The sequence below is a fragment of the Crassaminicella indica genome (assembly GCF_019203185.1).
Taxonomy (GTDB): Bacteria; Bacillota; Clostridia; order Peptostreptococcales; family Thermotaleaceae; genus Crassaminicella; species Crassaminicella indica.
On record NZ_CP078093.1, the window covers coordinates 561,523 to 582,291 of the forward strand.

Here is a 20,769-nt window from a genome sequence, read left to right on the forward strand (position 1 = left end):
GTACACATGGTGGAGACGAGGGGGATCGAACCCCTGACCCCCTGCGTGCAAGGCAGGTGCTCTCCCAGCTGAGCTACGTCCCCATAATTAACTTTTGAAGGTTTGATCCTTCAAAACTATACAGTGTAAGTTAAGCCTTTCTCCTTAGAAAGGAGGTGATCCAGCCGCACCTTCCGATACGGCTACCTTGTTACGACTTCACCCCAGTTATTGATTTCACCTTCGGCAGCTTCCTCCATAAGGTTAGATAGCTGACTTCGGGTGCCCCCAACTCCCGTGGTGTGACGGGCGGTGTGTACAAGACCCGGGAACGCATTCACCGCGGCATTCTGATCCACGATTACTAGCAACTCCAGCTTCATGTGGGCGAGTTGCAGCCCACAATCCGAACTGAGACTGGCTTTTAGGATTTGCTCCAGATTACTCCTTCGCTTCCCGTTGTACCAGCCATTGTAGCACGTGTGTAGCCCAGAACATAAGGGGCATGATGATTTGACGTCATCCCCACCTTCCTCCGAGTTATCCCCGGCAGTCTCTCTAGAGTGCCCATCCGAAATGCTGGCAACTAAAGACAAGGGTTGCGCTCGTTGCGGGACTTAACCCAACATCTCACGACACGAGCTGACGACAACCATGCACCACCTGTCTCTCTGTCCCCGGAGGGATTTCACCGATTAAGGTTAATGCAGAGGATGTCAAGTCCTGGTAAGGTTCTTCGCGTTGCTTCGAATTAAACCACATGCTCCGCTGCTTGTGCGGGTCCCCGTCAATTCCTTTGAGTTTCAGTCTTGCGACCGTACTCCCCAGGCGGAGTGCTTAATGCGTTAGCTGCGGCACCGAAGGGATGAACCTCCGACACCTAGCACTCATCGTTTACGGCGTGGACTACCAGGGTATCTAATCCTGTTCGCTCCCCACGCTTTCGTGCCTCAGCGTCAGTTACAGTCCAGAGAGTCGCCTTCGCCACTGGTGTTCCTCCTAATATCTACGCATTTCACCGCTACACTAGGAATTCCACTCTCCTCTCCTGCACTCAAGCCAATAAGTTTCCAAGGCTTACTACGGTTGAGCCGTAGCCTTTCACCCCAGACTTTATCGGCCGCCTACGCACCCTTTACGCCCAGTGATTCCGGATAACGCTCGCCCCCTACGTATTACCGCGGCTGCTGGCACGTAGTTAGCCGGGGCTTCCTCCTAAGGTACCGTCAGTTTTCTTCCCTTAGGACAGAGTTTTACGACCCGAAGGCCTTCATCACTCACGCGGCGTTGCTGCATCAGGCTTTCGCCCATTGTGCAATATTCCCCACTGCTGCCTCCCGTAGGAGTCTGGACCGTGTCTCAGTTCCAGTGTGGCCGATCACCCTCTCAGGTCGGCTACTGATCGTTGCCTTGGTGAGCCGTTACCTCACCAACTAGCTAATCAGACGCAGGCCCATCCTATACCGCTAAAGCTTTGACTCATGTACCATGCGCTACTAGAGCTTTATCAGGTATTAATCCCGGTTTCCCGAGGCTATCCCTGTGTATAGGGCAGGTTGCCCACGCGTTACTCACCCGTCCGCCGCTTTCCACTAATCAAATCTCCCGAAGGATCATTGACAGCTTCTCGCTCGACTTGCATGTGTTAGGCACGCCGCCAGCGTTCATCCTGAGCCAGGATCAAACTCTCAAATAAAAGAATTCGAATTGAACATTTCTCGTTTATAACGATTATCTGGCTTAATTTCTTACACTGTATAATTTTCAAGGTTCAATTTTTTACTTAATCGCCGTTCAGCGACTTTTTCATATTAGCACTTTTTGTCGAATCTGTCAAGCACTTTTTTTATTAATGCTTTGTGCTTTTCATCAGCGACAAAATATATCCTACCATCTCATCTAAAGCATGTCAACTAGAAATTTTTTCTAGCTTTCAAAAGCTATTCCCTAAATGAGACAAATAGTTGTTGAATAACTAAATTTGGGAATTGTTGATTTGTCGAATTTTTATAAACAATATTATATAAAGATAAGTGAATAACTTCGATAACTTTTACAAAAAAACTTACTAAAATTACATAAAACAAACAATTTCTCATTATACTATAGATAAACAATATCAACATAAAAAAATATATAAAGATAAGTGAATAACTTCATTAACTTTCGCAAAAAAACTTACTGAAATTATATGAAAAATACGTTAAGAACCTTCATTGTTTGAAAAAAGTGAGTTTTGAAATTGTTTATCTATAGATAAACAACATCAACATAAAAAAAGAAATATATAAAGATAAGTGAATGACTTTGATAACTTTTGTAAAAAAACTTACTGAAATTTCATGAAAAATACGTTAAAAACCTTCATTGTTTGAACGAAGTGAGTTTTAAAGTTGTTTACCTATATATAAAGTAATTGAAGATGCATACCGAAAGGAAGCTGTGGAATGGTTATTATTTTAATCAGAACAGTATTATTGTACATATTTGTTTTATTTTGCATAAGATTGATGGGAAAGGGCGAGCTTAGTGAAATGCAGCCCTTTGAGCTAGTTATTCTTCTTATGATTTCAGAGCTTGCAGCCTTGCCTATGGAAAATACTGCACTACCTTTACTAAATGGCCTTACAGCTATTATAGCTTTATTATTCATTCAAGTTGTTCTCTCTTATATCAACTTAAAAAGCGAAAAAGCTAGAAAAATCATCTGTGGTAAGCCTAGTATATTAATTGATCATGGACATATTAATGAAAAAGAAATGAAACGTTTAAGAATCAATATGAATGATTTGATTGAACAAATGAGAGTTAAAAATTACCATAACATTGCAGACGTTGAATTTGCAATATTAGAAACCAACGGCGATTTAAGTATTGTTCCTAAAGCTGAGAAAAAAACTGTAACTTTAGAAGATATGCATATCAAGCCACCTGATAATGACCTTCCTGTTACTTTGATTATTGATGGACATATTAATGAACATAATCTAAGCAATATCGACTGCTCAAAGGATTGGCTTATCTCTCAAATAAAAGCAAAAGGAGTAAAAAATCCTAAGGATGTTTTATTCTGCTATATAGATGCAAATAAAAACGTTTATGTTTATAAAAAAGATAAGGTGTGATAATTTATGCGCGTACTGATCATTTCAACACTAGCAGTTCTTTTAGTTATTGGTGGATGGATGATTTTATATAACACTATCAATAATAATTTTACCGAACTCACCAGTACTTTAAATAAGGTTAGTGAAAATATTGAAGCACAAGATTGGCAACTAGCTTATTCTGAATTATCTAAAACAAACAAAAAGTGGAAAGGGTTAAAGAACTTTCTTCCTTTATTTTTAGATCACCGAGAAATTTACAAAATTGATTTAATGATGACAAGAGCAGATATTTATTTGAAGAAAAAAAATGTACCTCTATCTCTTGCAGAAATAGAGGCTTTAAAAACAATTCTTCATATGTTAAAAGAAGAAGAAGTCCCTAATTTAATTAACATCTTATAAAATTTAGAATTTCAACTGACCTACTAAAGCTTTGATAGAAGAATATCCTTTTCTTTTTAGATATTCTTCTATCCCTTCTAATATCTCTATACTCACCATTGGATTTACAAAATTTGCTGTCCCTACAGCTACAGTCCATGCTCCTGCTAAGAAAAATTCGACAGCATCTTGATAATTCATAATCCCTCCCATACCTATTATAGGAATATTCACAGCTTTTGAAACCTCATACACCATGCGAACTGCTACAGGCTTTACTGCTGGTCCTGATAGTCCTCCTATTCCTCTCGCAAGAATAGGTTTTTGTTTTTCAATATCAATTCCCATTCCAATCAATGTATTGATAAGCGAAAGACAATTCGCTCCTCCGCTTTCTGCTGAAGCTCCAATCTCTTTGATATCAGCTACATTTGGACTCAATTTGACAATCAAATATTTATCAGTGTTTTCTTTTACCTTCTTAGTTACTTTATACACCATATCAGGATCTCTTCCAAATGCTACTCCTCCTTCTTTTACATTTGGACAGGATATATTAAGCTCTAATGCATCTACAGCTGTATTAGATAGTTTTTCCGCTAGCTTACAATACTCATAAATAGTATTACCATTAATATTTGCAATAATTTTTGTATCATACGAAGACAAATATGGAAGCTCCTCTTTGATAAAATAATCTACACCAGGATTTTGAAGTCCTACACTATTAAGCATTCCCATAGGGGTTTCTACAACTCTAGGAGTAGGATTTCCCTGTCTTTCCTCAAGAGTAAGCCCCTTAACAGCAATTGCTCCTATTTTGTTTAAATCTATATATTCTCCATATTCTCTGCCAAATCCAAATGTTCCAGAAGCAACTGTCACAGGGTTATTCAGTACTAACCCATTTAAATCTACGCTCATGTCAATTTTATTCACCAAGCATCACCTCATCTCCCCAAAATACAGGTCCATCCTTGCAAGTTCTTACCTGCTTGACCCCATCTTCACTTTTCACCTTACAAGTGCATACCAAACACGCTCCTACCCCACAAGCCATTCTTTCTTCAATAGACAACTGCACCTTCACTTTATATTCTTTGGCTATTTTTTGGACTTTCTTTAGCATAACCTCTGGTCCACAGCTATATATAATATCTGCTCCATCATTTTCTAGCTTTGCTTTTAATAAATCAGTAACATACCCTTTATATCCCACACTCCCATCCTCTGTTGCAACATCTACGACTTTTACATATTTCTTAAAATCATCTACAAGATAAGGCATATCTTTATATCCTACTAATACAGTTACATCCTTTTCCTCTAAATTTTTTACCAATTCAAGAAGAGGAGCTGTACCAATTCCTCCACCAATAACAATAACCCTCTTTCCGTCATTCACAGTAAATCCATTTCCTAAAGGTCCTAATACATCGAGAATTTCTCCTTTTTTTCGATTACACAAAGAAACTGTTCCTTCTCCCGCTTTTCTTACTACGATACCTACTTTATCCTTTTCGGCATAACTAATACTAATAGGTCTTCTTAAAAGTAATGCATCAGAACACTTTATGTGTAAAAATTGTCCGGGTTTGATATTTCCAAGTCCATCTACTCTTTCCATTTCTATTTTATGAATACTCGGTGCAATCTCTATATTGTCAAGTATTTTACAATAACATCTATTTTTCACGCTTATCCCTCCTAGTAGTAGCATTTTCCATTTGCTATCAATACTTTATTAATAGCATCTCTCATCTTTAATGCTTCTGTCCTTGCAGCTTCACCATATTTTTCTTCAGTATAGCCTGCATTTTTATATGCAAATATAATTCCTCTTGATGAATTAATCACAGCCCCTAATCCATCTTCATTAAAGCAGTGAATAATATCCTCTGCTGTACCTCCTTGTGCTCCATATCCCGGTACAAGAAAATACGTTTTTGGCATTTTCTTTCTTAAAGATTTAGACTGCTCTTTATAAGTTGCCCCAACAACTGCTCCTATAGAAGAATATCCACATTTTCCTAGTGATTGCTTTCCTATTTCATCCACCAGCTCTGCCACAACTTCATATATTTTTTTTCCTGCTACTTCTAAATCCTGTAGCTGCCCAGATCCTTTATTAGAAGTTTTTACAAGTACAAACATACCTTTATCTTTTTCATTTATTTCTTTTATAAACGCTTCTAAAGTATCTCCACCCATATACGGATTTACTGTAATGCTATCTACAGCAAATGTCTCATGGATAACTCCTTCTATATTTACATTTCCCAAATGAGCATTGGAATAAGCCTCTGAAGTACTTCCAATATCTCCCCTCTTGATATCACCAATAACCACAAGCCCCTTTTCTTTTGCATATTTGCAAGTTTCAATATAAGCCTTTAATCCTTCTAATCCATACTGCTCATAAAAAGCAATTTGAGGCTTCACTGCTGGTACAATATCATATACATAATCTATAATCTCTTTATTAAATCCTAATATAGCTTTACCTACAGCTTTAAGCGTATTTCCGTATTTTTCAAAGCACTGATCTTTTACAATCTTAGGAATACTTTCAATTCTTGGATCTAATCCTACGACTACATTGCTTTTCTTTTCTTTAATCCTCTTTACTAGCTCATCAATAAACATGACCTTTCCTCCTCTTTATTGATATAAAATAAAAAACCTCCTGCCAGAGGCAGAAGGGCATAAATATCCTACAAAAACAAACAGCATGCTTGCATTTTTTCCCGTCCTTTCCGGCCTCTCTGGACCAAATTAAAGGCATCATTATTCATTTTTACCATGTTACCATATAATTTTCATTGCTGTCAACTTATTCTTCATCCAAAAAATCAAATATATTATCCTTGTCACTATGAATAAATTCATACAAAAGAGAATGATCTAAAGTTATTTTTTCTTCTAACTCTAAAACTTCTTCAAATTTGCTTTCCACAAAATAATTTTGTAGCTCCTCAATAATCTTCTCATCATAAGCTGCTACAACTAATTGATCTGCTGTTGTCATATAATATACACCATATACATCTTCATTCAAATAATAGGTTTGTCTTTTTACATGATCATTCGTAGGATTAAACTCTGTATACAAATATCCTAATTCATAGCTGCTTTTCATCGCATGAACCTTTTCTTTTGCAAACACTTTCATAAGCTTTCCCATATCTGATACATAATATACAAGCAAATATTCCTTTCTTGCAAGTGCAAATGCAGCTTCCGTACTAGTAATTCTCATCATAGACTTTATCTGTGCAGCTTTTACCTTAAGACCTTTCTCAGTGTCTACTAATTTTATTTCTGATACCACCATTTTATATTTTTTCTCTGTATCTATCAAAGATTCCGTAATATAAGAAATCTCTTTTCCCGTCTCATCAATTTCAATAGTATTCTTGAGTAAAATAGAAGGACTATTGACTATTTTATAGTCTATATCCTTTACCGATAAATAATTTACTGCCTCATCATCTTTCCCAACAGAGCGCATAATATAATAATGAATCAACTGAAATGGAGATTCTATAGGTTCGCAAATTCTTTCCCATAAATTCATTTTTTCTTCTTTAGATAAATCAACTTCATCATTTATCAAAAAAGTATATTCCCACTGTGGCTCTGGCAAAGGTGCATTCCATTTTTGATTCTTCTTCACATAGCTTTTTATAATATACCTTGCCTCTCGTTCATTGACAGGAACAAATTTGCCACCAAGTCCCCCCATCATACCTCCTTTAATTCTCTCTATTTCCACTCTATCTTCTCCATAAACGCTCTCATAATCATCTAATCCATATTCCTCTGCATCTAAATGAAAAAACTGGTAAAAAATCTTTCCGTCTTTTCTTTTCCATTTAATCCAAAGCCCTATAACCCCCATAAGCCTTGTATCTGTTACATAGCCTTTTAAAAAATCATATTCCATACAAATAGAATCATATTTTGTTCCTTTAATGACTTTAAATTTCTTATCCATTTTAGTCTCCTTTTAGTGCTACTTTAAAATTCAAATAACTCTTTTATCTCATCTTCAGTTAATTTTGTTACCAATGTTTCTCCCGGTTTTATTACTGCATTTATTATTTCCTTTTTCTTTTCCTGTAGTTTAAAAATCTTTTCTTCTATCGTTCCTCTAGTTATAAGCTTCATAACATGAACTGACTTTTCCTGCCCTATTCTGTAAGCTCTATCTGTAGCTTGCTCTTCTACAGCTGGATTCCACCAAGGATCAAAATGAATAACTGTATCCGCACCTGTTAAATTCAAACCAGTTCCCCCTGCTTTGAGTGAAATCAAAAATATTTTTCCTTCTCCTTCATTAAATGATTTAACTAACTTTCCCCTTTCTTTTGTAGCCACAGAACCATCAAGATATTTATACTCTATATCCTTTTTTTCTAGCATTTCTCTTATTATTTTAAGCATGCTTGTAAATTGTGAAAATAAAAGTATTCTATGTCCACTTTCTATTGATTCATCTATTATTTCTTCTAAAAGAAGTAATTTACCACTTTCTCCTTTAAAATTTTCTACAAACATTGATGGATGACAGCATATCTGTCTAAGCCTTGTAAGTCCAGCTAAAATCTTTATATGACTTTTTTCAAAACCTTTACTTTTTATTTCTTCATCTATTTCACTTTTTATTTGATTTAAATAAGCAAGATAGATTTTTTTCTGTTCTTTTGTAAGTTCTGCTACTACTTTATGTTCTATCTTTTCTGGAAGCTCTTTTAATACATCTTTTTTGAGTCTTCTCAAAATAAATGGTTTTATATATTTGCTCAGTTCATTTAATACACTTTTGTCTTTATCTTTTACTATAGGCTTTTCAAACTTTTTTTTGAATTTTGTGTGAGATAATAAATATCCCGGCATAACAAAATCGAATATTGACCAAAGTTCTGTCAGAGAATTTTCAATAGGAGTACCTGTCAAAGCAAAATATCCTTTAGCATTAATCAGCTTTACTGACTTTGCATTTTGTGAAGCTGGATTTTTTATATGCTGTGCTTCATCGAGTATACAATATCTAAATGAAATATCTTTATAAAAGTCTATGTCCCTTCTTATAAGTGGATAAGAAGTTACTACTACATCATAATCCTTTATATTTGCTATATAATTTTCTCTCTCTTTTTTATTTCCCGATATAGCTATAGTCTTTAATTCTGGAGTAAACTTTTCAACTTCTGAAATCCAGTTATAGACTAAAGATGTAGGAGCCACTATTAATGAAGGATAGCTTCCCTTTTCTTCTTTTTCTGAAAGTAAAAAAGTCAAAACTTGAAGTGTCTTTCCAAGTCCCATATCATCAGCAAGAATTCCACCAAATCCATATGCACTTAATATCTTAAGCCATTTAAAGCCAAACTTTTGATACTTCCTCAAAATTTTATCTAAATTATCTGGTATTTTATATTTTATATCGTTTGGCTCTTTTATATTTTGAACTAACTGTTTAAATGGCAAATTTCTCTCAACATTACGTAATCCTATATCTTTTAAATTTTCATCAATATAAGCAGCTCTAAATTTAGGTATTTGTACAACTTCCTTTTCAAAATCTTTTTTATCTAAATCCAGCCCTTCTACTAATTTTAAAATTCCATGCAGCTCTTTTATATCAAGTGGAAGAAAAGAACCATCTTTCAGCTTATAAAACCTTTTCTTTTCTTTTAAAGAATTAAATACATCTGCAAGTTCTGATCTATCTATTCCTTCTATTTCAAAACTAAACTCCAACAAATCATTTTCTGTATTTAATCTAACTCCACCTGAAAACGATGAAACATCTCTTATTTTCATATCTTTGAATGCTTCACTATAATAAATATCAGCTAATTTTTGAAGCTTTGGCATCGTATCATAAATAAAATCATATATTTTTTCTTCACCATTTAAATATACATAATTATTTTTCACTTTAAAATCTGCTCTTTCAAATATATCTATTAATTCCCTTTCCATTTCAATATCTCTAACTAAAATCTTTTCGTCATCTAAAGGCTTGTATTCATCTTTTGAAAATGGATTTATAGATATTTCTCCATATACAAACTTGATTTCAGCTGTAATATCATCTCCAGCTCTATCAAAATAAACTTCTTTCCTCAACTCTGGCTTATAAATACATGTTCTTACCTTTTCATCAATATGAACATCCCCTGATTTTTCCAATCTTGGAATTATCTCTGATACAAAGCTCTCACTATATTCTTTTGGGATTTTTATAGTATAATTTTGATTCCTGATAGCTGTATTATAAAATGGTACAAATATTTTCATTTGAGTTTCTGAATTTTTGTAAATCTTATTTTTTGCAAAAAAATACTCTCCATCTACTGTCAAAGGAATAATTTGATCACTTAAAACACCTATTTTTAATGTCAAATCATCATCTTCTTTTCCAAGTATATATTCTATAGGCATGTCCTCATTGACTATACTAACATCTGGAAACTCTTTTCCAAATACAACCATATTAAATTTCCTATCTTTCATTATTTCAAAGAATCTCTTTAATGTATATTGATTTAATATAGCTTTATTTCCTGCTAAAAGACTAGCTCCGGTATCCCAGTACGATAAATCATCTAAAGCTTTTTCATTTCCATAAATCTCCATAAGAAGCTCAATAATGGGTTGATCTTCTTTTTTAAATTCGTACTTATTAAAATCAAGAGTAAACTGTTTTCCAAAATACAATTCTTCCTTAGTGTCTATACTTTTGAGAAATTTTTTTATATTCCTTACTTTATAAAGCTTTTTCTCACCTATTTTAAAGCTTAAATGCGATGCATTTTTTATTTTATATCCATTAGGAATAAATTCATAAGTTACTTCTAATTCTAAAGGTGTTTTTTTTACTGATGCTTTTAGATTTCTAAAATAATCTACAATCCATTCTATTTCATCTGAATTTTTCGATAAATCAAATTCTCCTTCTCTATCCCTATCCATTATCTCAAACAAAGCTGCTACTATATGTTTACAATATCCAAAATAATTTTCATATGCTGGGCATGTACAACTTGCACCCTCAAAAAATCCTTTTTCATCAAATACAACTTCTACATAATAATTCTTATTTCCTTTAACTAATGCTTTAACTAAATTTAATTCTGGAATATATACTAGTTCTCTTACTCTATCGTTTAAATAGTAATTTTCCCCTTTTGAATAACTATTATAGTTACCAATAGTATCAACTATTATAGATTCATCAAGTTTGAACATATTTCACCTCAATATATTTTATAACTATTTTGAATAACTATTAAAATAGCTTATAGTATTTTTTTCTTATCAATTCTTCTGCTTTTATTGCTTTTTCTTCATCATAAGTATGAACCATTAGATTCCTTTTTTCTAACGCATCAATCCACATATGCCAATCATCAATCAACTGTGTCTGATCACACAAAACCCTCTTGTTCTAAATAATCTTTCATAGTTTTCCAAGCTAATTCAAAAGTATACTCAAAACATTGTATTAATCCTTAGACTTCAAATTTATTCCTTTCCTCTTTTTCAGTGAACTCTGTACTATTATTATATCATGTTTGTCATTTTATCATATTAAAAAACAGCTTTAATCCTATTCGCAAATAGAACTAAAGCTACCATAACTGACGCATACTTTTATTTTACATTGTTAATATTGATTACCTTTTTTATTTTATCTATATCTTTTGTTTTCTCTTCTAATTTCATAAATTCCGTATCCGCTTCCGTAATAAAATTTAAAATTGATTTTTGTGTAGTCTCTATTCCTCTTTGAGTTTTTTCAAGATTTTCTAGCTTTTCATCTATTTTATTTAATCGATCATTAATAGGCTGTAATTTTCTATCTAATAACATTTCTATTGATTTTAAAAGCAAATCATTCTCCATTATATTCACCACCCACATTTTTAATTAATTCTATTTTAACATCAAATTAGCTTTAACTCAAATTTATAATTTCTCAATATTTTATCAATCTTCACCTATATTAAATTGTTTCAAAGTAAAATAGCTTTAATCCCATTACTAAAAAATAGAATTAAAGCCACAATAACTGAACTGATGAACACCAACAATTTTAAAGAGTTTATCTTTTATAAAATACTTTTCCAAACTTATCTATATGTTTCTTTAACCCTTCATGTTTTAAACCTTCATAGTGTACAACATCAAAATAATATGGTAAAGGCAATTTTTCATTTAACTCTACACTTATCTGATTCACTATTTCTACAGTAATATCAATACCATAAATAACTATATCCACATCAGAACCATTTTTATAGTTTCCAATAGCACGACTCCCAAAAATAGCTGCTTTCTCAATTTCCTTCCTTCTTATTAAAGCATCCTTAATCAAGCCCATACTTTTAGATGGTATACCAAATCTCATCTCTTCTCACCTAATAAAGTATGTACTTGAGATATAGCTTTATAATATTCTTCTTTTATCTTTTTCACAGCAAAATTAAAACGTTCTTCATCATACGTATGAGCTAAAAGATTCCTTTTTTCTAACATATCCATCCACACTTCTCCATCTTGAATCAATTCATAATGAAATGCTGCTTTTATTACCTCTCTTGGAAATTTCACTTCTACTTCTTGAGATTCTAGATAATCTTTCAGGGTTTTCCAAGCAAGTTCAAATGTATATTCAAATCTCTGAATTAAACCTTCTTTTTCAAGTATACTCAATTTATCAAAGTCTAAAATTGCAGCATGCAATTGACTATAAGCCTTATCAAAGTTTTCAAATCTTTGACGCCATCGAATTTCTTTTCCACTCATTTATATACTCTCCTCCTTTATCTAATATTTTCACCTTTGGCGTATTCTCCCTTAAATACTCAAGTATAATTTTTATCCTTTCTATTCCAGCTTTACCCTTCAAAGTAATAGATACTAAATCCTCTTGATAATATCCATTCCTCCAGCTTCAAACAAAGTTCCTTAATCATTTTATAGTATTTTTTTCTTATCAATTCTTCTGCTTCTATTGCTTTCTCTTCATCATAAGTATGAGCCATTAGATTCCTTTTTTCTAACGCATCAATCCACATATGCCCATCATCAATCAACTGTGTCTGAAAAGCTGTTTTTATTGTTGCTCTAGGACTTTTCACATCAAAACCCTCTTGTTCTAAATAATCTTTCATAGTTTTCCAAGCTAATTCAAAGGTATATTCAAAACATTGTATTAATCCTTGTACTTCAAATTTATTCAGTTCCTCTTTTTCAATAAATTCTGTTAGCTGCCTAGCAGCTTTTGTTAAATTAGAAAATCTCTGTTTCCATCTGATATCAATATTCATATATACCAGCTTTATAAAATCTATAAAAATCTAAATAAATATATAAAGGTTATAGATTTTATTCATACACTCAATATTTTTACAAATATTAGTGTACATAATAGCATTTCTCTACAATGCTATACCGCAAGCCAACGGTACTTTTGTTCACTTCCTTTCTTAACAATCAAACAACTAATTTTCCAAAATGAAATTGAATACATTAATATCACCTCTGATATTATAACACCATAGATGTATAAATCATTCAACAAATTTTTATAGATTCTTGTTCTAAATAATCTTTCATAGTTTTCCAAGCTAATTCAAAGGTATATTCAAAACATTGTATTAATCCTTAGACTTCAAATTTATTCAGTTCCTCTTTTTCAGTGAACTCTGTACTATTATTATATCATGTTTGTCATTTTATCATATTAAAAAACAGCTTTAATCCTATTCGCAAATAGAACTAAAGCTACCATAACTGACGCATACTTTTATTTTACATTGTTAATATTGATTACCTTTTTTATTTTATCTATATCTTTTGTTTTCTCTTCTAATTTCATAAATTCCGTATCCGCTTCCGTAATAAAATTTAAAATTGATTTTTGTGTAGTCTCTATTCCTCTTTGAGTTTTTTCAAGATTTTCTAGTTTTTCATCTATTTTATTTAATCGATCATTAATAGGCTGTAATTTTCTATCTAATAACATTTCTATTGATGGATCTATGTCAATATTTTGGACAACAAAAAGTTAGTTTTTAACATACAATTTTAGCCTCATCTTCTACTTGTTGAGGGGTTTTATATTTTAATGATCCATGAATACGACTTCTATTGTACCAACTTTCAATGTATTCAAATATAGCTAATTTAGCGGTATGAAAATCTATATATTTTACATGATGAATTTCTTCTTTTTTTAATACAGAATGGAATGATTCAATAGGAGCATTGTCATAAGGACACCCTTTACGACTAAAGGAATGCTGTATCCCCTTAGATTTAAGGTACCTCCCCAATTCCATGCTTGTATATTGCGAGCCTAAATCGGAATGCAATACAAGTGTATCTGTAGGATTTTGTGAAATATAAGCATTCTTTACAGCCTGTAAGGCTACATTTACAGTCATAGCAGTATCAAATGAATACCCTATTATTTTACGAGAATGAAGATCCATAACAGATGCAAGATAGCACCATCCATCTTTTATCGTATGTATATAAGTGATATCCGTTACCCATTTTTGATTAAGTGCAGTGGTTTGAAAATCACGATTAAGTAGATTAGGATATTCTATGACTTTCTGTTTTGTTGAATAAGGTCTATACTTTTTGACTGTAATAGCATAAATACCAAGCTTTCGCATTATTCTCTGTACTCTTTTTATGCTAACTGTGTATCCTTTTTTTAAAAGCATATGATATATTTTAGGAGCACCATATCTTCTTTTAGATTGAGTATAGATGTTATAAATTGTTTCTTTTAGTTCTTTATTTTCAAGTTCTCGATTAGAAGGTGTATGACAAAGTGCATTATAATAAGAGCTACGAGAAACTTCTAGTATTTTGCACATAGCTTGTATAGAATGTTTATCAGACTGCTCTGTAATAACTTTAAATAATTGATCGTCATTTATGCTTTGGCGAATATGGTGATAGCCTTTTTTAAGATAGTATTCTCCTCCTGAAGGCGTGCAATTTGTTTTTTTAATTCTGCTACATCATTTAATGTAGTAGTTTTTCCATCTGATGTAGATATAGGAGAAAATCTTTTAATCCATTTATATATAGTGACATCTGAAACACCATATTCGCTGCTTAATTCTTTTACAGAACGACCAGAATAATAAAGATCTACAATTGTCTTTTTAAAATCTTGATTGAATTTTTTATTGTTCATTATGGACACATCCTCTCAGTTATTATTTTATATATTTAACCAATTTGTGTCCATAAAACTATACTAACACCATGATTTTAAAAGCAAATCATTCTCCATTATATTCACCACCCACATTTTTAATTAATTCTATTTTAACATCAAATTAGCTTTAACTCAAATTTATAATTTCTCAATATTTTATCAATCTTCATATATATTAAATTGTTTCAAAGTAAAATAGCTTTAATCCCATTACTAAAAAATAGAATTAAAGCCACAATAACTGAATAACTAAACTTACATCAATTCAATTTTTCTATCTCTATACCAGTATTAATTATTTCTTCAACGATTCCTAGTGGATTATTATAATCATCTAATGTAAATGCTTGAGGTTCTAAATCTATATCATAATCAGATGCTTCCATAAGCAAATACGTAATTCCATCTACCCGACTCATATTTTTAAAGTAGTCTGAAAAAACAGCTAAATCTATATCACTATCATTTCTAAAATTTCCTTTTGCATATGACCCAAACACAATTACCTTTTGTATAGGAATTTGTTTTGATATTTTCTTTACATAATCTTCTATGATCTGCTGAATTGATTTAGGGATTGAACCCATAAAAATACCTCCTCAGATTTTTTTAATATATCTAATGCAATCTCTTTAGTAACTTCACTTCCAACCTTTTCTTTATAAGATGGATATCTTTCAGATATATAATAAGCTAATAACTTCATGAAAACAGGCTTATACTTCTTCACTTTATCATCAAACTCTTCATCTAAAACTAAATCTTTATATTCTTTCTTCAAGAAAACCGACTTAAAAACTATCCATATATTATGAGTCTTAGGAGCTTCATCTCCTGTATATAATACATGTATACCCTTAACTATTTTTTCAATTGCTTGCTGACACATAAAAACTACATACAAATATTTTCCTGCTTTTAACATGGCTTTAGCAGTATCTAAGTCATACTTCGCAATATGTTCCCAATGATCATACTTTTCTCTATTATTCATAACTAAATCACTTCCTCTATACCTACATTATATCAAAATATATAAAAAATTAATAATCTATATTCAATCATTTCATTATTCCTAATTTTAAAATCGTCATATCTATTTTACCATGAAAATAAAGTTTTCCACAAAAATAGCTTTAATCCCGTTACTAAATAGAATTAAAGCCACAATAACTAAACTTATAAGAATTTCATAATATCTTATTAATCTTCACTAGCTGCTACCTGTTCATATACATCACTTAACAAACCATTTTTCATCAAATCTGCTAAATAAGCTTTAAAATCATCCTTCAAATCTTCTCTTTTCAATGCAAACTCAATAGTAGCCTGTAAAAATCCTAATTTATTTCCTACATCATATCTCTTTCCTTTAAAAGTATATGCATACATCGCTTGTCTTTCAGCCAAAGTCTTTAATCCATCTGTTAGCTGAATCTCTCCACCTGCACCTGGAGTCGTATTTTCTAATATTTCAAATATCTCTGGCGTAATAATATACCTTCCTAATATAGCTACATTAGAAGGAGCCTCTTCTTTTTTAGGCTTCTCTACTAAATTCTTTACCTTGTATACTCCATCTTCAATATATTTTCCATCCACGATTCCATACTTATTAACATCTTCATCTGGAACAGCTTGCACTCCCAAAACAGTAGTCTTATACTCATTATAAACATCAATCATTTGCTTAAGACAAGGCATATCCGCATCTACAATATCATCTCCTAAAAGTACTGCAAAAGGCTCATTTCCAATAAAGCTCTTTGCACAATAAATAGCATGTCCAAGTCCTTTAGGTTCTTTTTGACGAATATAGTGGATATTGACCATATCACTGATTCTTCTTACTTCTTCTAACATCTCAGTCTTACCTTTTTTCTCAAGCTCAAGCTCAAGTTCAACAGATTTGTCAAAATGATCCTCTATGCTTTTTTTATTTCTTCCAGTAATAATCAATATCTCTTCAATCCCTGAAGCTACTGCCTCTTCAATAATATACTGTAGAGTTGGTTTATCTACTATTGGAAGCATCTCTTTTGGCTGTGCCTTTGTTGCTGGCAAAAATCTTGTCCCTAGTCCTGCTGCTGGTATGATGGCTTTTCTTACTTTCATATTTACTCCCCCTCATAATATTCTATTAAATAAAACATACTTATATCAAAATCTGAACATATCTATCAATTCTATCAAGCTCCGAATATTGTATTTTGCATAATATCCTTCATCCATCTCTTTTTTCTTATAGATACCATCTTCTCTACAGATCATTACTGTTTCCATTCCTAATTCATTAGCCATTACAAAATCCTTATTGATATTATCTCCTATATAAATCATTTCTGCATATTCCAAATCCAATTTTTCCTTTACCATTTCATAAGGCTTCTTATGAGGCTTCCAGTAATCTCTTCCAATTTCATCAGTTATCACAATAATATCAAAATACTTCTCTATGTCCAATACTTTTAATTTATTTCTTTGTGTATTTTGATAACCATCCGTAATCATTCCTAACTTAAACTTTTTGCTATATAAATATTTTAGCGTATATTCTGCATCATCATAAAGCCTTATATTCGGTATATGCTCTCTATAATGAACAATTAACTTTTTAATATAATCTATAGTATAATCTAATCTATATGCATCCAACAATCTATTAAACACATGCTTTGTATCTTTCTCAAAAAGCTTTTTCATATTGAAAAACAACTTATTTTCATTTAGTCCATAATCTTGTCCAATTTTCTTTGCTACCTCTTTAAACCCACTAAAAACATATGCTCTTTCTGATATTAATGTATCATCTAAATCAAAAACTATTCCCTTAATCATTTTATCACATTCCCATTCATATCCAAAAAAACTGCCTGATCATATCGAAGGGCTACCAAACCATCTTCATAATCTTCATAATAACTTAATTTTTCCCCCATTAACAATTTATATATATTCTTAGCTGAATTAGCACCTGCTTTCATACTAATAGGTGCACCCCCACCAAATCGAGGATTGATTTCAATAAATTTTATTCCAGACATACCCTTTATGCATTGAACAGTAATAGGTCCTATAGGCTTTAAAACATTTACCATCCTCTTTACTTCATCAATAATTTCCCTCTCCCTAATCACAACTGCTTTTGAAACCTCACCGCCTCTTGTCGCCACTCTTTTTCTTGGAACAATCGTAATAGGATTTCCTTCAAAGTCACAAAATACATCAATCGTATATTCATCACCCTCTGCAAATTCTTGAATAATAGGATTAGGTACATACTCTCTAAAAAAACTTAATTCCTTTTCATTATTTACTTTAAAAGCATTAATACTAGAACTACCATCTAATGGCTTAATAAATAAAGGAAATTTATATTCTCCCTTTTCTAAAGAATTCTCATCTATTACATTCGGTACCCCAAAACAATTTTTCTTCAAGAAATTATATGTAACAAACTTATCTTTTCCTATATCTATAACCTTTTTATTCGAAATCATAATCTTAGCATTAGTTAAGCTTTCAAGCTGTTCCTTATTTTCTACTAAAATAGGTAATTCAGTATCAATTGTAGGAATTACCAAATCAATATCATACTCATTACAAACCTTAATAATCTCACTAATAAATTCATTAGCATCTACTCTCGGTACCATTACGTATATATCTGCATAATATATAGCTGGTGCAAATTTACTAATATCCACTGCCACGATATTCCCTTTTATTCCCAATTCATTTCTTGCTCTTTTAAACCACTGAAGCAATTCAACTCTCCGTCCAGCACTTAAAAAAAGAATATTCATTACCACAACCGTCCTTTCATATCCTTATCCAGTCTTTTACGTATTATATTTTATTTAAATATCTTTCTTATTGAATCAACTTGGTAAAAAAAGAACCTTGAATATTAATCCAAGGCGTTTCTCCTATGTGTTGTAGCATCATTTCCAACAAATTTTTCCATTCCGACTCGACCTTCTTGATCTACACCTTCTCTTATCAAAACTTTTACAGCAGTCATAAAAAGTATCTTCAAATCTAACCACAAGCTCCAATGATCTACATACCACACATCAAGCTTAAATTTTTCTTCCCAAGAAATTGCATTTCTCCCATTTATCTGTGCCCAACCAGTAATCCCAGGTCTTACCTCATGTCTTCTTGACTGCTCTTTATTATATAAAGGTAAATACTCTACCAAAAGAGGTCTTGGCCCTACTAAACTCATATCTCCTTTTAGAACATTTACCAACTCTGGCAATTCATCTATACTAGTTTTTCTTAAGAACTTCCCAAAATTTGTTAATCTCTCCTCATCTGATAAGAGCCTTCCAGATGAATCTTTTGTATTTAACATAGTTCTAAATTTATACATCCTAAATATTTTTCCATGTATCCCTGGTCTTTCTTGAATAAATATCACAGGAGAACCTAATTTAACCTTAATCAGTAATGCAACGATTATTAAAATAGGAGCCAATAACAATAATAATACAACAGCAGCAACTATATCTATACATCTTTTTATCAACAGCATAACCTCACCTATTTTTCATTCAACTTTTATTATGATAACCGTTCCATCTTTGTAACACCAATTTCCTCATATACATTATAGTTTAAGCTTTTTAGTAATTCATCAAGACTCTTATCATCTGTTATCCCTTGAGAACTCGCCTTCATAAACATAGTCTTAATAGTCTGAAGTACAATTTTCAAATCCAAGAAAAAAGAATAATTTCTGATATATAATAAATCAAATCTTAACTTATCCTGAGGTGTTGTTGTATATTTACCAAGAACTTGTGCAAGCCCCGTAACACCAGCCTTTACTGCCACCCTATATTTAAAATCCGGAATCTCTTTTTTAAATTCATTAATAAAAAATTCTCTCTCTGGTCTTGGCCCTACAACACTCATATCTCCCTTTAATACATTAAAAAGCTGTGGCAGTTCATCTATGCGAGTTGACCTAAAAATCCTTCCCATAGGCGTAATTCTAGGATCTTTATCCGTAGCCAAAACAGGTCCTGTATGTTTTTCTGCATCTATAATCATCGTTCTAAATTTATACACCTTAAACTTCTTATTACCTCTCGTCACCCGCTCTTGTGCAAAAATTGCTGGCCCTCTATCATAAAGCTTAATACTTATATAAGCTATCAACATCAATGGTGAAGATAAAATAATCCCTACTAAAGCTACAACCACATCAAAAGCTCTTTTCATCAATCTTTGTTCAATTGTCAAATGAAAATTTTCAATGCAAAATGCAGGTACATCGTCAAATTGTGTTAACTTTGCATTAAACAACGTTATCTCAAACAATTCCGGTATAATATAAATAGTCTTATCTAATTCTACACAATAAGAAATAATCCTTTCTTTATACTTACTACCTAAATTAGCACTGATACATACTGCATCCACTTCTTTTATCCATTCATAAATTTCATCATGTACTTCACTACAAATATATCTAATTTTAAATTGCTTTTCATTTGTAGATAATATCTTCTTCGCAATATTTTCTGACTGTTCTTCGTCACCTATTATCATAACTGTCTTTTTCTTATGTAGAACAAAATACATTTTATAAGCTATATACTTCCATACTACTAAAAATAAAAGCTGTAAACCAAAAGCGATAAAAAATACACTTCTTGGAAAACTAAATCCCCTATTAAAAAATGTCAATGCCATAGATGAAATCATCACAAATATTAAGGATAATACAGAAGAATATACCGTCTCTATATATGACTTTTCTCCACATCTAAACACACCATAAATATAAAAAAATATCAGTGCCGTCAAAGAAATAAGCGGTATAATTTCAATATACGGTGTAATATGACTACTGCTTAATTCTTTTCCAAATCTAGAAATAAAAGCTGCATAAAATCCTAAATTCACTAACAATATATCTATGATAATCTGCAATCCATAAAACAATTTGCTTTCCTTTTTAAAATAACTATTTGACATAATTTTCCCCCTTTATTCATCACTCCCTGACATAACTATTTTATAATATTC

At 31.8% G+C, this 20,769-nt stretch carries 23 protein-coding genes, 1 tRNA gene and 1 rRNA gene; 2 read left to right on the forward strand and 23 right to left on the reverse strand.

Annotated features, from left to right (window positions below; all coding sequences use genetic code 11):
• Nucleotides 1-7 precede the first annotated feature (7 nt).
• Together KVH43_RS02725 and KVH43_RS02730 are read right to left on the reverse strand one after the other, a co-directional pair.
• Nucleotides 8-83: transfer RNA gene (locus tag KVH43_RS02725), tRNA-Ala, on the reverse strand.
• Nucleotides 84-148: 65 nt separating this feature from the next.
• Nucleotides 149-1,675, reverse strand: a 16S ribosomal RNA gene (locus KVH43_RS02730).
• Nucleotides 1,676-2,426: 751 nt separating this feature from the next.
• On the opposite strand from KVH43_RS02730, the gene KVH43_RS02735 reads away from it, so the two are divergent.
• Both KVH43_RS02735 and KVH43_RS02740 read left to right on the forward strand, forming a co-directional pair.
• Nucleotides 2,427-3,104: a DUF421 domain-containing protein gene (locus KVH43_RS02735; RefSeq protein ID WP_218283352.1), complete on the forward strand. Its 678-nt coding sequence runs from the start codon at nt 2,427-2,429 to the stop codon at nt 3,102-3,104.
• A 6-nt stretch (nt 3,105-3,110) separates the two neighbouring features.
• Nucleotides 3,111-3,491 (forward strand): DUF4363 family protein, encoded by a 381-nt coding sequence (locus KVH43_RS02740; protein ID WP_218283353.1) that lies wholly within the window; start codon nt 3,111-3,113, stop codon nt 3,489-3,491.
• Nucleotides 3,492-3,494: 3 nt separating this feature from the next.
• Here the strand turns inward: KVH43_RS02740 and KVH43_RS02745 are convergent, their stop codons facing one another.
• The 21 genes from KVH43_RS02745 to KVH43_RS02840 all read right to left on the reverse strand — a co-directional run bounded on the left by KVH43_RS02745 (nt 3,495) and on the right by KVH43_RS02840 (nt 20,718).
• A complete protein-coding gene (locus KVH43_RS02745; RefSeq protein ID WP_255547794.1) occupies nt 3,495-4,412 on the reverse strand; it encodes a dihydroorotate dehydrogenase in 918 nt (305 codons plus the stop codon).
• On the reverse strand, nt 4,402-5,166 hold the full coding sequence (locus KVH43_RS02750; RefSeq protein WP_218283354.1) for a dihydroorotate dehydrogenase electron transfer subunit: 765 nt from the start codon (nt 5,164-5,166) through the stop codon (nt 4,402-4,404). Before KVH43_RS02750 ends, KVH43_RS02745 begins: the two co-directional genes overlap by 11 nt.
• 11 nt (nt 5,167-5,177) lie before the next feature.
• Nucleotides 5,178-6,116 carry an orotidine-5'-phosphate decarboxylase gene (gene pyrF, locus KVH43_RS02755; protein WP_218283355.1) on the reverse strand — a complete coding sequence of 313 codons (939 nt, stop codon included), beginning with the start codon at nt 6,114-6,116 and terminating at the stop codon, nt 5,178-5,180.
• Nucleotides 6,117-6,303: 187 nt separating this feature from the next.
• Nucleotides 6,304-7,467, reverse strand: a complete 1,164-nt coding sequence (locus KVH43_RS02760; protein ID WP_218283356.1) for a hypothetical protein — start codon at nt 7,465-7,467, stop codon at nt 6,304-6,306.
• Between the two features lie 23 nt (nt 7,468-7,490).
• Complete coding sequence (locus KVH43_RS02765) at nt 7,491-10,730, reverse strand: DEAD/DEAH box helicase (protein WP_218283357.1); 3,240 nt, start codon at nt 10,728-10,730, stop codon at nt 7,491-7,493.
• A gap of 40 nt (nt 10,731-10,770) precedes the next feature.
• Nucleotides 10,771-10,917, reverse strand: a complete 147-nt coding sequence (locus tag KVH43_RS02770) for a nucleotidyltransferase substrate binding protein (RefSeq protein ID WP_255547795.1) — start codon at nt 10,915-10,917, stop codon at nt 10,771-10,773.
• Nucleotides 10,910-10,987 (reverse strand): nucleotidyltransferase substrate binding protein, encoded by a 78-nt coding sequence (locus KVH43_RS13395; protein ID WP_255547835.1) that lies wholly within the window; start codon nt 10,985-10,987, stop codon nt 10,910-10,912. Before KVH43_RS13395 ends, KVH43_RS02770 begins: the two co-directional genes overlap by 8 nt.
• 148 nt (nt 10,988-11,135) lie before the next feature.
• On the reverse strand, nt 11,136-11,387 hold the full coding sequence (locus KVH43_RS02775) for a hypothetical protein (RefSeq protein ID WP_218283358.1): 252 nt from the start codon (nt 11,385-11,387) through the stop codon (nt 11,136-11,138).
• Nucleotides 11,388-11,586: 199 nt separating this feature from the next.
• Entirely contained in the window at nt 11,587-11,892 is a 306-nt protein-coding gene (locus KVH43_RS02780) for a nucleotidyltransferase domain-containing protein (RefSeq protein ID WP_218283359.1), read from the reverse strand.
• Nucleotides 11,889-12,290: a nucleotidyltransferase substrate binding protein gene (locus KVH43_RS02785; RefSeq protein ID WP_218283360.1), complete on the reverse strand. Its 402-nt coding sequence runs from the start codon at nt 12,288-12,290 to the stop codon at nt 11,889-11,891. The genes KVH43_RS02780 and KVH43_RS02785 overlap by 4 nt, the downstream gene beginning before the upstream one ends.
• A gap of 92 nt (nt 12,291-12,382) precedes the next feature.
• Nucleotides 12,383-12,814, reverse strand: coding sequence for a nucleotidyltransferase substrate binding protein (locus KVH43_RS02790; RefSeq protein ID WP_218283361.1), 432 nt, complete (start codon nt 12,812-12,814; stop codon nt 12,383-12,385).
• 247 nt (nt 12,815-13,061) lie between these two features.
• Nucleotides 13,062-13,145: a nucleotidyltransferase substrate binding protein gene (locus tag KVH43_RS13400; RefSeq protein ID WP_218284060.1), complete on the reverse strand. Its 84-nt coding sequence runs from the start codon at nt 13,143-13,145 to the stop codon at nt 13,062-13,064.
• Between the two features lie 148 nt (nt 13,146-13,293).
• On the reverse strand, nt 13,294-13,512 hold the full coding sequence (locus KVH43_RS02800) for a hypothetical protein (protein WP_218283362.1): 219 nt from the start codon (nt 13,510-13,512) through the stop codon (nt 13,294-13,296).
• Nucleotides 13,513-13,561: 49 nt separating this feature from the next.
• Nucleotides 13,562-14,703 (reverse strand): IS3 family transposase gene (locus tag KVH43_RS02805; RefSeq protein WP_420829644.1). Its coding sequence is split into 2 segments (ribosomal slippage): nt 13,562-14,463 and nt 14,463-14,703, totalling 1,143 coding nucleotides; the frame shifts between segments, so codons are not numbered across the junction.
• Between the two features lie 284 nt (nt 14,704-14,987).
• Nucleotides 14,988-15,314 carry a nucleotidyltransferase domain-containing protein gene (locus KVH43_RS02810; protein ID WP_218283364.1) on the reverse strand — a complete coding sequence of 109 codons (327 nt, stop codon included), beginning with the start codon at nt 15,312-15,314 and terminating at the stop codon, nt 14,988-14,990.
• A complete protein-coding gene (locus KVH43_RS02815) occupies nt 15,278-15,721 on the reverse strand; it encodes a HEPN domain-containing protein (RefSeq protein ID WP_218283365.1) in 444 nt (147 codons plus the stop codon). The genes KVH43_RS02810 and KVH43_RS02815 overlap by 37 nt, the downstream gene beginning before the upstream one ends.
• 209 nt (nt 15,722-15,930) lie before the next feature.
• Nucleotides 15,931-16,842: a UTP--glucose-1-phosphate uridylyltransferase GalU gene (galU, locus tag KVH43_RS02820; RefSeq protein ID WP_218283366.1), complete on the reverse strand. Its 912-nt coding sequence runs from the start codon at nt 16,840-16,842 to the stop codon at nt 15,931-15,933.
• 45 nt (nt 16,843-16,887) lie between these two features.
• A complete protein-coding gene (locus KVH43_RS02825) occupies nt 16,888-17,565 on the reverse strand; it encodes an HAD family hydrolase (protein WP_218283367.1) in 678 nt (225 codons plus the stop codon).
• A complete protein-coding gene (locus tag KVH43_RS02830) occupies nt 17,562-18,533 on the reverse strand; it encodes an ATP-grasp domain-containing protein (protein WP_218283368.1) in 972 nt (323 codons plus the stop codon). Before KVH43_RS02830 ends, KVH43_RS02825 begins: the two co-directional genes overlap by 4 nt.
• 104 nt (nt 18,534-18,637) lie before the next feature.
• Nucleotides 18,638-19,267: a sugar transferase gene (locus tag KVH43_RS02835; RefSeq protein ID WP_218283369.1), complete on the reverse strand. Its 630-nt coding sequence runs from the start codon at nt 19,265-19,267 to the stop codon at nt 18,638-18,640.
• A 29-nt stretch (nt 19,268-19,296) separates the two neighbouring features.
• Entirely contained in the window at nt 19,297-20,718 is a 1,422-nt protein-coding gene (locus tag KVH43_RS02840) for a sugar transferase (protein WP_218283370.1), read from the reverse strand.
• Nucleotides 20,719-20,769 lie beyond the last annotated feature (51 nt).

Coding starts and splice junctions, on each gene's coding strand:
- KVH43_RS02735 (WP_218283352.1), top strand. CDS start 2,427: ATGGTTATTATTTTAATCAGAACAGTATTATTGTACATATTTGTTTTA.
- KVH43_RS02740 (WP_218283353.1), top strand. CDS start 3,111: ATGCGCGTACTGATCATTTCAACACTAGCAGTTCTTTTAGTTATTGGT.
- pyrF (WP_218283355.1), bottom strand. CDS start 6,116: ATGTTTATTGATGAGCTAGTAAAGAGGATTAAAGAAAAGAAAAGCAAT.
- KVH43_RS02760 (WP_218283356.1), bottom strand. CDS start 7,467: ATGGATAAGAAATTTAAAGTCATTAAAGGAACAAAATATGATTCTATT.
- KVH43_RS02765 (WP_218283357.1), bottom strand. CDS start 10,730: ATGTTCAAACTTGATGAATCTATAATAGTTGATACTATTGGTAACTAT.
- KVH43_RS02775 (WP_218283358.1), bottom strand. CDS start 11,387: ATGGAGAATGATTTGCTTTTAAAATCAATAGAAATGTTATTAGATAGA.
- KVH43_RS02780 (WP_218283359.1), bottom strand. CDS start 11,892: ATGAGATTTGGTATACCATCTAAAAGTATGGGCTTGATTAAGGATGCT.
- KVH43_RS02785 (WP_218283360.1), bottom strand. CDS start 12,290: ATGAGTGGAAAAGAAATTCGATGGCGTCAAAGATTTGAAAACTTTGAT.
- KVH43_RS02790 (WP_218283361.1), bottom strand. CDS start 12,814: ATGAATATTGATATCAGATGGAAACAGAGATTTTCTAATTTAACAAAA.
- KVH43_RS02800 (WP_218283362.1), bottom strand. CDS start 13,512: ATGTTATTAGATAGAAAATTACAGCCTATTAATGATCGATTAAATAAA.
- KVH43_RS02810 (WP_218283364.1), bottom strand. CDS start 15,314: ATGGGTTCAATCCCTAAATCAATTCAGCAGATCATAGAAGATTATGTA.
- KVH43_RS02815 (WP_218283365.1), bottom strand. CDS start 15,721: ATGAATAATAGAGAAAAGTATGATCATTGGGAACATATTGCGAAGTAT.
- galU (WP_218283366.1), bottom strand. CDS start 16,842: ATGAAAGTAAGAAAAGCCATCATACCAGCAGCAGGACTAGGGACAAGA.
- KVH43_RS02825 (WP_218283367.1), bottom strand. CDS start 17,565: ATGATTAAGGGAATAGTTTTTGATTTAGATGATACATTAATATCAGAA.
- KVH43_RS02830 (WP_218283368.1), bottom strand. CDS start 18,533: ATGAATATTCTTTTTTTAAGTGCTGGACGGAGAGTTGAATTGCTTCAG.
- KVH43_RS02835 (WP_218283369.1), bottom strand. CDS start 19,267: ATGCTGTTGATAAAAAGATGTATAGATATAGTTGCTGCTGTTGTATTA.
- KVH43_RS02840 (WP_218283370.1), bottom strand. CDS start 20,718: ATGTCAAATAGTTATTTTAAAAAGGAAAGCAAATTGTTTTATGGATTG.